21 protein-coding genes and 1 pseudogene are annotated in these 10,290 nt (G+C 38.2%); 19 read left to right on the forward strand and 3 right to left on the reverse strand.

Annotation, left to right across the window (positions count from 1 at the left end):
- Positions 1-276 (forward strand): hypothetical protein (locus AXF17_RS09380; protein WP_237049060.1); only part of this gene is annotated, 276 nt, incomplete at its 5' end.
- 44 nt (positions 277-320) lie between these two features.
- Here the strand turns inward: AXF17_RS09380 and AXF17_RS09845 are convergent.
- A pseudogene (locus tag AXF17_RS09845) lies at positions 321-761 on the reverse strand (DUF4145 domain-containing protein); the annotation flags it as partial.
- Between the two features lie 70 nt (positions 762-831).
- On the opposite strand from AXF17_RS09845, the gene AXF17_RS08895 reads away from it, so the two are divergent.
- A complete protein-coding gene (locus AXF17_RS08895; RefSeq protein ID WP_157682527.1) occupies positions 832-999 on the forward strand; it encodes a hypothetical protein in 168 nt (55 codons plus the stop codon).
- Here AXF17_RS08895 and AXF17_RS08900 read toward each other — a convergent pair.
- Entirely contained in the window at positions 980-1,144 is a 165-nt protein-coding gene (locus tag AXF17_RS08900; protein ID WP_157682528.1) for a hypothetical protein, read from the reverse strand. The genes AXF17_RS08895 and AXF17_RS08900 overlap by 20 nt on opposite strands.
- A gap of 128 nt (positions 1,145-1,272) precedes the next feature.
- Here AXF17_RS08900 and AXF17_RS09150 point away from each other — a divergent pair, with 128 nt between their 5' ends.
- Positions 1,273-1,473 carry a hypothetical protein gene (locus tag AXF17_RS09150; RefSeq protein WP_169711276.1) on the forward strand — a complete coding sequence of 67 codons (201 nt, stop codon included), beginning with the start codon at positions 1,273-1,275 and terminating at the stop codon, positions 1,471-1,473.
- Here the strand turns inward: AXF17_RS09150 and AXF17_RS09850 are convergent.
- Positions 1,403-1,777: a DUF2513 domain-containing protein gene (locus AXF17_RS09850; protein ID WP_094233615.1), complete on the reverse strand. Its 375-nt coding sequence runs from the start codon at positions 1,775-1,777 to the stop codon at positions 1,403-1,405. The two genes, AXF17_RS09150 and AXF17_RS09850, sit on opposite strands and share 71 nt — an antisense overlap.
- A 66-nt stretch (positions 1,778-1,843) precedes the next feature.
- On the opposite strand from AXF17_RS09850, the gene AXF17_RS02210 reads away from it, so the two are divergent.
- The 16 genes from AXF17_RS02210 (at position 1,844) to AXF17_RS02280 (ending at position 10,130) form a co-directional block, all read left to right on the forward strand.
- On the forward strand, positions 1,844-2,128 hold the full coding sequence (locus tag AXF17_RS02210) for a hypothetical protein (protein WP_094233616.1): 285 nt from the start codon (positions 1,844-1,846) through the stop codon (positions 2,126-2,128).
- Between the two features lie 34 nt (positions 2,129-2,162).
- Positions 2,163-2,330, forward strand: a complete 168-nt coding sequence (locus tag AXF17_RS02215) for an XRE family transcriptional regulator (protein WP_157682529.1) — start codon at positions 2,163-2,165, stop codon at positions 2,328-2,330.
- Positions 2,331-2,774: 444 nt separating this feature from the next.
- Positions 2,775-3,011: a helix-turn-helix domain-containing protein gene (locus tag AXF17_RS02220; protein WP_094233618.1), complete on the forward strand. Its 237-nt coding sequence runs from the start codon at positions 2,775-2,777 to the stop codon at positions 3,009-3,011.
- 487 nt (positions 3,012-3,498) lie between these two features.
- The gene (locus tag AXF17_RS02225) at positions 3,499-3,720 is read left to right on the forward strand and encodes a hypothetical protein (RefSeq protein WP_094233619.1); all 222 of its coding nucleotides are present in this window, start codon (positions 3,499-3,501) and stop codon (positions 3,718-3,720) included.
- Between the two features lie 27 nt (positions 3,721-3,747).
- Positions 3,748-4,020, forward strand: a complete 273-nt coding sequence (locus AXF17_RS02230) for a hypothetical protein (RefSeq protein WP_094233620.1) — start codon at positions 3,748-3,750, stop codon at positions 4,018-4,020.
- Between the two features lie 131 nt (positions 4,021-4,151).
- Positions 4,152-4,535 carry a hypothetical protein gene (locus tag AXF17_RS09390; RefSeq protein WP_237049061.1) on the forward strand — a complete coding sequence of 128 codons (384 nt, stop codon included), beginning with the start codon at positions 4,152-4,154 and terminating at the stop codon, positions 4,533-4,535.
- 19 nt (positions 4,536-4,554) lie between these two features.
- Positions 4,555-4,779: a hypothetical protein gene (locus AXF17_RS02240; RefSeq protein ID WP_094233621.1), complete on the forward strand. Its 225-nt coding sequence runs from the start codon at positions 4,555-4,557 to the stop codon at positions 4,777-4,779.
- A 16-nt stretch (positions 4,780-4,795) separates the two neighbouring features.
- The gene (locus AXF17_RS02245) at positions 4,796-5,020 is read left to right on the forward strand and encodes a YdbC family protein (protein WP_094233622.1); all 225 of its coding nucleotides are present in this window, start codon (positions 4,796-4,798) and stop codon (positions 5,018-5,020) included.
- Positions 5,021-5,050: 30 nt separating this feature from the next.
- Positions 5,051-5,380, forward strand: coding sequence for a Cas9 inhibitor AcrIIA9 family protein (locus AXF17_RS02250; RefSeq protein WP_094233623.1), 330 nt, complete (start codon positions 5,051-5,053; stop codon positions 5,378-5,380).
- An 11-nt stretch (positions 5,381-5,391) separates the two neighbouring features.
- Positions 5,392-6,960, forward strand: coding sequence for a PcfJ domain-containing protein (locus AXF17_RS02255; RefSeq protein WP_094233624.1), 1,569 nt, complete (start codon positions 5,392-5,394; stop codon positions 6,958-6,960).
- The gene (locus AXF17_RS02260; protein ID WP_094233625.1) at positions 6,960-7,931 is read left to right on the forward strand and encodes a DUF3102 domain-containing protein; all 972 of its coding nucleotides are present in this window, start codon (positions 6,960-6,962) and stop codon (positions 7,929-7,931) included. Before AXF17_RS02255 ends, AXF17_RS02260 begins: the two co-directional genes overlap by 1 nt.
- A 62-nt stretch (positions 7,932-7,993) precedes the next feature.
- A complete protein-coding gene (locus AXF17_RS02265; protein WP_094233626.1) occupies positions 7,994-8,260 on the forward strand; it encodes a DUF6275 family protein in 267 nt (88 codons plus the stop codon).
- 17 nt (positions 8,261-8,277) lie between these two features.
- A complete protein-coding gene (locus tag AXF17_RS02270; protein WP_094233627.1) occupies positions 8,278-8,547 on the forward strand; it encodes a hypothetical protein in 270 nt (89 codons plus the stop codon).
- Between the two features lie 2 nt (positions 8,548-8,549).
- A complete protein-coding gene (locus AXF17_RS02275) occupies positions 8,550-8,750 on the forward strand; it encodes a hypothetical protein (protein ID WP_094233628.1) in 201 nt (66 codons plus the stop codon).
- Positions 8,743-8,916, forward strand: a complete 174-nt coding sequence (locus tag AXF17_RS08905) for a hypothetical protein (protein WP_157682530.1) — start codon at positions 8,743-8,745, stop codon at positions 8,914-8,916. Before AXF17_RS02275 ends, AXF17_RS08905 begins: the two co-directional genes overlap by 8 nt.
- A 401-nt stretch (positions 8,917-9,317) precedes the next feature.
- A complete protein-coding gene (locus AXF17_RS02280) occupies positions 9,318-10,130 on the forward strand; it encodes a rolling circle replication-associated protein (RefSeq protein ID WP_094233629.1) in 813 nt (270 codons plus the stop codon).
- Positions 10,131-10,290: the final 160 nt, after the last annotated feature.

Here is a 10,290-nt window from a genome sequence, read left to right on the forward strand (position 1 = left end):
GAGCTTCTTGGTAAGGATCCATCTGAGACAGTAGAGTTGCCAACTAGAGATGTTGTGACCGCAGAAGAACTCGTACAGGAACCTGTACAGACAGAGCCGGAGGCGGTTGCCGCTCCAGTTAATTCAGAGCTGACAAGCCTGGAGTCAGAACTCGCTACGCTAGGATTTGATACAATCGATGACGAGCCAGATGAAGAAGCTGACATGTTCTTCTCTGCAGATGATGTGGCAGATGCTAACGCCACAGTTATAAGGTTTACATCAGCTTCTGGGTGAGCACCAATGTTTCCAAGGTTGCGTAATGCATTGAGGACCTTCCACTGTTCAGCGCTTACATGGTTTTGCAACTCTGTAATTTCTTGATACAAGGTATTCTTCTTAATACCCCAAAAGTCACGGATTAAAGACTGCAAACATCTGCGTGACAAAGTGGCGGAAGCTTTAGGACTTAGATTAACAATGGCACAAGCCTCAGAGTAGTCGTTTCTTATTGATTCAGGCACATAATCCGGGAACTGAGTTGCAAATGAGTTAGGAAGCAAATTTGTATTGAAAGAACCGGTTTCAGATCCAGCACTAGACGCTTTTATAGAAAGGCGCTCGCAAGATGGGCAAAGATAAAAACGTAAAGAAATTTGCGTCGGATACATAGAGTTGTAGCTTTGGTTATCAGAAGAATCAAAAGAGGGGTGCCAGTGTCTGTAAGTAGTATGAATTAATGGGAAAGTTGTATCGCAATATGGACATTTAAATGGCTCCATGAAAATCTCCTTTCAAAAAAACAAATAACTATATAGGAGATTATACAGCAAAACAGAAAGGAGGATACAGGTGGAAAAGAATAAAACAGAGAGAATTGATAAAAAGGAAAGAACGACTAATTTGCTTATTGATTATCTGGAAAAGATAACAGACACGAACGATGGGCTAATTACATCTGAACATATCGCGTCCGTGCCTGCAGTAGCAGAGGCTATAACTAAGCTTCTTTCTTTATAACAGAGAGAATGTGATTATAAACCTCTTTGAACATCAAACCTAGTTCTGTTCCGCTTTTCTGAGAAACAGAAAGCATAGAGTTAGATAGCTTAGCCTTCATAAGCTCAACAGTTATTTCAAATGCATATCTTTCTTCAGGTGTCATATCAATTAAACCTCCTTTCCTGAAAATTTATGGTTAAAGAAATTATACATCAGTGGAATGGGTTAAGTCGATTACAGACAAAAGAATGGGAGTAGGGAAGGAAGAGGAAAACAAAAGGAGGTGCACAGGTGAACAAACTCGAAGTAAAAGATAACAGATTCTACCTAGATGGTTCAGAACTAACATTCTTGACAGAAATCACCATAGACAAACTTTCAGCTGAAACGGCAAGAGTAAGCCTGTCTATGGTCGTAAAAACTACAGGTGAGATTGAATTGCCGATAGGGCTACATTGGACGCTATCTGCACGAGCGCCTGAACCGTGTTAACCCCAGCGTCTTTAGCAACGTTTTTTACACGGTTCCAAAGTTTCTCACTTTGGATGTTGCCTATAAATTGATGACCTTCTGGAGTCAAATATTTTATAGAGCAGTTTCCACTTACAAACCAGCCATCCATGAGGATAAGATTTGACAATTCCGCTTGCTTAATATGATACATTACTTCATTTTCCGGAAAGTCTAATAAACAAGACGGCATTTCAAACGGCCCGATAACCACAGAATTATCCAGGTCCGTTTCATCTTCGATGAATAAGAGTATTGCACGTAGGCAATCAGGATTTAGTTTCATACTTAATCACCTCCTTTCATAAATATACCCGAGGTGATTATACAGCAAAATAGAAAGGGGTCACATATGAAAATAGGCAATAAAGAAGTAAAAGAAATAGTCATCAAAAATAGCACTGGCGAACTTATCGCAGATATTACCGATGATGACATAATCTCAAAGACCAATGTAGTCGTCGCGCTCATTAACACAAAAGAAGATAAAGAGTTAAGTCTGCAAGAGATTCAAGTGAGGGCAGCTAATAAGTTGTTCGAGGCTATAGACGAAATGAACATCAATGAAATAACTATTGAGTCAGCCGAAACAATAGCCAATTCATTGGTAAAGGTTATGAATGTAAGACTTGGATAAAAAAGAAGTTATGTTTAAAAATTTGCAGAAAGAAATGAAAGAACAACATATATCTAACAGAGATATAGCAAGAGCTATAGGGAAAGATGAAAGGTCGATTTCAAATAAGCTCTCTGGAAGAACGGACTTTACAAGAATTGAAATGTTTACAATACGGGATACATTCTTTCCTGAGATGACACTGGAGTACTTATTCTTGTAAACAAAAAAACTACCAAAGGGCCGTCTTTGATAGTTTTTCGCCGGATTTGTTTACCTTTTTGTCCTGCAGGCTTTCGCCACACATGAACGGCCTCACGGCTTCTATGGGACAAGTTGTTACTTTAGCGATTCCGATTTCGCTATAAAGCCTTACGCTAACAACAATTCAGGAGTACTTGATACAGTGGGCTAATTTAACGACTAAGCCAGTCACCGATTTATACGTATCGTAACGTTAACGCTGTATCAGTAATCTGCCATTACCCAGTTTTACGTGTCGTGGTGCCACGAAGGGCGACCTAGATTAAAGGAGCTGGCAAGTTCAAAAGTTGTGTCAAGATGACCACCACCTTTTTAAGAATTTGCCTAAAAGGCTAAACAAATTGTATCGAAGTAGGAAATATATTTCAAGTTAAAGAACAAAGAAGAGCTGAAGAGGGAGAAGATGCAAATCAAAAGTGAGGAAATAGCTCAAATAATAAATGAGATAAGAAAAGAAAAAAAGCTAAAGATAACAGAACTAGCAGCTCTATCAGGAGTGAACTATATGCAGCTATATAACAGCATTAATAATAAATCGCGAGCGAGAGAGTTAAAAGCAAGTGAACTGATAAGGGTATGTACCATCTTAGGCATAAATGATTTATCAGTTTTCTACAAAAAAACTAAGCCTCCCGCGTGACATGCGAGAGGGTTCGTCTGCAATTTTTTTACTCGGAAGATACTGCAATTGTTCAAAATGCTTTGTTCAAGCTTCATCAGGATTGGCTAACCCCGATTTCAGCTTGAAGATTGTCAAATAGAAATAAGGAGCCACCTCGTCTATATTTGATAATCGCACAAATCCCAATACAAACAATGTCACTGTTTGTTCTATGGTATCCCGCTTCACTTTAGCTGTTTACATTCAGCGTACTAAGTAAGCCTTAACGCATCAGCGAATTGCTATCCCGAGAACTGGCGAATTCAAAATGTTTGACAAAACAGTCACCCACTTTCAACGAATTTGCCGGTAAAGGCTATAAGAATTTTAACACAGTGTTAAACAAATCGCAATCAAATTACTAACAGTAAGAGTGATGAAGATAGAGAAACAAGATGGAGAACTGTGAGCAAGAAACAGAAGATAAGTATACCCGAGGTGATTATACATCACAAACAAGAGAAAGTTGAAGATAAAAGAAATGGATAAACAAACAATAGTCAGAGATATAAAAAAGGAAGTTGGAAACTGGCCATGCCAGTCTGACATAGCTAGGTACCTGGGTAAATCCAGAGATTACGTTATCAACCTGATGGCAGGGTGCGAATACATTACGGATGGAAAAAAGAAGCAGTACTTTGCATCAGATGTGGCCGACAGGCTCATGAATAAAAGACGGTGTAATTAACCGTAAAAACTACGGAGGAAAATCACAATGAATAAAAAGAATCTAAAACCAATGATAAATGAAGAGGAGTTAACTGAAGCTGCAAAGGCGGCATATGAAAGTCATAAAAAGATACTGTATCTAAGCTTAGAGGATGTATTCGATATTGAATTTCCAGCTGAATTAGAGCCTCTTGCAGAACTAATGTACTGCACAGGCTATGCAGACGCAATAGCCAATGCATCAGTTGAAATAAATATCGATATTAAGAGCAGTGAAAGGTCGGTGAATCAAGATGAAGGAATTCGTAGAAACTATTAAGTATATGTGTTCAGACGAAGATGGAAACTTTCAACCGATTGCAGTATTAGGTTCAATCGCTGCCACACTATTCATCCCAATGCTGTGGTTATTCCTATATGCCCTGGGATGCAATTGATAAAGGAGAGGAAATGGTAGAGGCTGGCTGCATATGTGATCGCTGTGGTCATGAACATGGAACGCCGAGAGATAATAGAGCTTTTCGTTGGTGCCGTCGCATAAAAGGAACTATTTGCGACAAATGCTGTAAACAGTGTGAGTACAACGATGACTGGCATTGTCGTTATGATCCAGAAGGCAGGCAGCAAATGCGGGAACTCATATTCGCCAATCGAGAAGATGAAAGGAAAATATGCAAGTATCAAGAAAGATTGAGAACAACGCATAACTCTAGAAGACAAACGAAAGAAATATTAATAGAGATCATTAAATCAAAAGAAAGGGATATCGAAACTAGAGAAAAAGAGTATGAAAGGCTACACGCCAGAGAGGGTCAGCCAAGAGAAATGTTTTAGCAAAAGATAGGAGGCGAACATGAAGCGTATTTTCTGCGATAGATGCGGAGAAGAAATTGACTATAGAAACCGTAGCAAACCGCTCAATGTAGTAGGAGAAGCAGAGGGAGTATATGATCTATGTCCTCAGTGTATGGTAGATTTCAGAGTCTTTATGCGAGATAAACCTCAAGCAGGTAAATATGGTCATGGTGTGCAATCAAAGAAGATGGGACGCATATGCGGTATTAACTTTGAAGAATAAAGAAACGAGGAGAAAAATGAATCAGATTAATTGTGAAATCAAGGAACATATAGGGATTATTTCAGAAAGCAAGAATGGATGGACGAAGGAACTTAATCTCGTATCCTGGAATGATAATGATCCAAAGTATGACATACGAGAGTGGGATCCTAAGCATGAAAAGATGTCACGTGGTATCACTCTTACTGAAGAGGAAGCGTACGAACTAAGCATCATACTGTCAGGTGAATTTGAAGGTTAATAGAAGAGTAATAGCAACAGGAGAAAAATCATGAGTTTAGAAGTAATTAATAAGGCGAGAGAACAAATTACTGAAGAGTCACTGAAAATCGGTGGCTCTCTTGCCAATTTCATAGAAGAACATCTAAATGAAGTCTGCAAGACTGAAGATGTGGCAACGCATATAACGGCAGAAGGTAAATCAATTGAAGACTTGATCTCTAAAATTACATCCGAAGCTAGGAAAAATGCAAGGAATAATGTCGGATGCCTTACAGATGAAGAAGTGCTGCAAATCATTGATGATTACTATGAAATCCATATAAAACCATCATCAAATACTACTAGTCTAGGAACAATAGATATCCTTGACCTTATGTAGAGGAGGTGGATATGCAAATCAATTACAGAAATGCAGATAACTCACCTATAAATATTCACTTTCCGGATAACTTCGAGGATTGGGTAAATTATGAGACCTGTGCAGCAACTGTATATAACCGCTGGAAGAAAATAGCACATTGCTCACATTGCGGACATGCCTGGGATTATACAGAGACAATCTATAAGAATGACGTTGTTTGCTGTCCTCACTGTGAAACAAGAGAATTAGCAGTGCCTCATACCACGATTCCCTTTGGAACGCATCAATATTTCTTTTGGTTGTGGCTAGAAGATGAAAGTATATACTGCGCCTCAGCATGTAGCTACTGGAGATGTGCAGAAAAGAATATTGAGCAAATAGAAGACATTATTGAGATAGAAATTGAATCAATTAACGTAATCAACAGAAATGAACAATATTCATATGGCTACATTTTAAATTGGAGAACTGGGGAGCCTGAATGGGTCAAGAATAAATCACAACACGTAATATCAAATGAACGATTTGTCGTGGATATAAATTTAGATGATCTTATTGCACAAAGCTTCTTGAAACATATGGATATACACATAAGAAGGATAACTGGAGTCCAGCTATCTAATGCGTATTTCGTTAACTATCTGATTGATGAGATGGTGTTTTGTGCAAGATATCCAAGTGTTGAATATATTAAAAAATCAGGACTTGCGCATCTGGTAGAGTACAAGCTTGAAAAAATACCAACATATATAAGGCCAAACTGGAAAGCTATAACAATACCTGAACTATTAAGGCTTTCATCGCAGGATATCGATAAGTTGAAGCAATGGGATTATTTCAATACAGATGGAATATTAAGATACAAGATCCTTAAGAAGCAAAACAAAGTAAAAAAGGAACATATGGAGCTCTGCCAAAAATGGGTTCCAGATGCGAGATTCTTGTGTGGAAATGGCTATGGTTGTGGCTGGATAAAAGAGTTAAGAGAAATTAATAATTTAATTCAGTTATTTAGATATCTTGAAAAACAGTATAAAACACAGAGCGATCCAGGTAACCGTGGTGAGATAGGAAGCTTATACAAAGATTATTATGTGCAGCTTAAAGAACTGGGGTATCCACAAAATGAGTACTATCTATATCCTAAAAACTTAAATGAAGCACATGATAGGGTCTCAAGAGAGTATCTGGAAAAGAAAGATGCAGAAAAAGCGGAAAAATGTAAAAAGCAACAAGAGAATTATGAAAAAATGTATCTTCCGCAACTAGAAGAGTATGCCTATCAAGATAATGAATATCTTATACGACCACTTAGAAACTGTAAGGGATTTGAAGAGGAAGGTCGTTATAACAAAAATTGTGTTGCTTCATACTATTACAGCGTAACGGAAGGGGATACAGCAGTATTTGTTATGAGGCGAACTGATGAGCCAGATACACCTTTCATAACAATTGAACTTCGTGACAACCATATATATCAATGCTATGGAACGGGGAATCGACTACCAGCACCAGAAGTTAGAAAGTGGGTAGATGACTGGCTGGAAAATATTGTCAAGCCAAGAAGTAAAAAGAAACCTAAGAAGGGAGCAGCATAATGACAGAATCAATTATAGATGTAAATTACGAGATTAATGAAGCCAATGGTGAGCTAGAAGATAAGAGCACGGAGCAGCTGTGTCATGAGGCAAATGGATTATATCAACAGATGGAGGCTGTTGGAAACGTCGCGCTCATGATGGCAGCATCCGCCGGTCGCCGCCTACTCATAGTAAAGGAGCGATTACCTCATGGAGAGTTTGGCACATGGTGTGATAATAACCTGGATTTTTCGCAGTCCAAAGCAAACAAAATGATGCAATTGGCCAAACGTTCATCTGATGAAAACAGCATATTTTCAAATTCGTACACGTGTACGAATTTGAGCATTTCCAAGGCATTCGCACTTTTATCCGCTCCAGATGACGTCGCAAAAGAAGTGATTGAGTCTGAAGATATTAACGATATGACAGTCACAGAGTTGAAGGCAGAAATAGCCAACCTCAAAGCAAGAAATAATGAACTTGAAGCTGGAACGGATGAAATAGCCAACCTCAAAAACCGAATTGCAGAACTTGAGGCTGAACAATCCGAATCAGAGATAAGTGTTGAGGAGCTCACTGCGAAGGATGATGAAATTAAAAGGCTCAAAGAAAAACTCGAAAAAGAAAAAGCGAAAGCTCAAACAGCTAAAAACAAAACAGAAACAGCTATACAGGAGGCAATAGATAAATATAAGACTGAACATGAAAAGGAGAAAGCAGAAGCCGTAAAGGAAGGAAAGGCAAAGCTTCAGGAAGCATATTCCGAAGCAGAGAAGACAATAGCCAGACTTGAAAAGGAGTTATCTGCAAGCAGTCAGGATGAACTTACAACATTCAGGGCACAAGTAAATATCTTACAGGAAATATTTCAATCATGCTGTAAGAGCCTTGCAGTCATCGAGGCGAAAGATCCGGGACAAGGCGAAAAGGTGCGCAGTGCATTACTTCAGGTACTGCATATTGAAGAAGAACAGCTGAAAGGTTAAAGAATGCACAGATTGAGCATAACGAATAGAAGTTATATACATGAATTATTAAGGAGCGAATAATGGACGAAAGAAAATTTATAAAGAAGTGCAAAGAATTTGTAAGAAACTATCACAACGATAGAGTGAACCCAGCTAGCATTAATGGACACATCACAACAGAAGATGTATTTGTCGTATGGTTCTGCAAAGCATTACAGAATTCGAAAGCATTACTCAGCACCAACGTGCCAGATGGTATGTACTACGAGATCACATATAACGGAGATAAGAATGAGTGCTATCTTGACGCCTATAAAAAGTGGCAGAACGTTTGTATCGAAATGTAGGAGCTAAAGGTGAAGATATGAAGGCGTACGAAAGAATACCAGAATGGAACAAACTAATATTTAGAGAGCTAACACCAGAGGAAAAGGAAGACTATGCCACGTATGGCTGGTCCTGCATGGTCGAGAATCTGCCTGAGTATGGAGAAGAAGTGTTAGTTACAGATGGAGTAAGCGTGTGGCTAGATAGTTTTGATGTTGATGAATGTATATATCTATCCGGTACAGACAGCGAGATTGATGGCGTGATTGCGTGGCTGCCGCTACCCGCGCCATACAAAGGAGAATAAAAATGAGAGCTAAACCAAAACACATGAGAAAGAATAAAGTGCATAAATTCTTTGATGATTTACTTGGTGTTAAAAAAGTAAATGAGTATCTTGAATCTCCTGTGTCCAACTTGGAAGAAGAGGAAAGAGTCATGGCAGAAATCATCGCAAGATACGAAGACCCTATTAATACAGAACTGGCAGGAGACTTTCCGCTTGATTAGGTCAAAAGATATAGCAGCTATGTATACGGAAGAGCAGCGTGAGGGTATATGCAAGTGGTGCCGGAAGCATAACCATGATAAATGCACCACTTGTGCACTCCCAATAGTACCAGCATGGAAGGCTGAAGAGGTTAATGATATTACTGGAGAACTAGAAAATGCTTAATTTAATAATAACTTTCTTAATTACAGGCTTTATGGTTGGAATAGTAGCACTATATTTCACAGCGATGAAGAGGATGGATATAGCAAATAAACTATTCATGATAGCAGATGTACTACTCCTCGCAGGGTTAACAATTATATTAGTGTGTATATACATATATAGATAGAAAACAATTTTGATATGACAGCGGTAGGCAGAAGGTATACTCCTTTCAAAATCAGACATAAATATATAAGAGCACATACTACTTTTTACAGATGCTTGCCGCTTTCATATATAGAATTAAAGCTTCAAAACTTTCTTCCATATATATAAGGAAGAAATAATACGTTAAAATCATCCGGCATTATGCCGGATTAAGAGTTCAAATGAGTATTAACAAGTCAGGCATTTAAATAACTATGATAAGAACTAAAAAATATTACACTGGAGATTATCTCGAGTTAGAAATATATAATGTGTCTCCAAGAAAGAGAATAATAAAAAGAGCAGAAAAAAGACATGAGTCATCCCTAGCGCAGAAAAACCTAAATTCAAAAAGAAGTCAAAGATACTTTGTCAGAATATGCAATCTTAATTTCAAAGAGGGTGACTTTAGTATAGATCTCACATATGACGATGATCATCTTCCGTATGACAGAGAACAGGTACTTAAGGATATAACTAACTATGTGGCAAGAGTACGCAGGGAGATGAAAAAGAGATCCAGCGAGCCAGTGAAATATGTGTATGTAATCTCAAATCACAAGGGAGATGATACTGGCTCAAAAGCTAGACCCCATATCCACATGATATTTGGAAATGTAGATAGAGATGTCATAGAGGATAAGTGGAAGGCTGGATTTTCAAATTCTGATAAGCTCAAATTTGATGAATGCGGAATCACTGGCAAAGCTCTGTATATGGCTAGACAGGGTAAGAGTAAAAGATGCTGGGGTAGTTCCATAAATCTAGAAAAGCCTGATCCTATAGTTTCAGATAAAGCTATAACGAAATCTCAGATGGAGAGAATTATTAATGACCCATCAGATGGGCTATATATCTCTAAGCTTGTTAATAAAAACAACAAGACAAGATATACATTTACGGACTGTCTTGTTGAACATGATGGAAGACAATTAGCTTTGTTCGGGCAAGACGAGGAAAACGGAGGTAATGGTTCCGGGTTCAGCTTGCTTATACGAATGCGAAAAACAGAAAATTGCAGAAGGTGATGAGTTGCTCTAGGGAGCAAGTTTATTTAAGTGGGATGAAATATGACAAAAAAAGAAATGGAAGAGCTTATATCGATTAAGCAAGAAATTAATGCAATAGAGATGTCTTTGTGTGCTCCTAAAAGCACATATACTTTTGCGTTCTACAAAGATTATAGGA

It is taken from the genome of Mogibacterium pumilum (genome assembly GCF_002243385.1).
GTDB classification, from domain to species: Bacteria; Bacillota; Clostridia; order Peptostreptococcales; family Anaerovoracaceae; genus Mogibacterium; species Mogibacterium pumilum.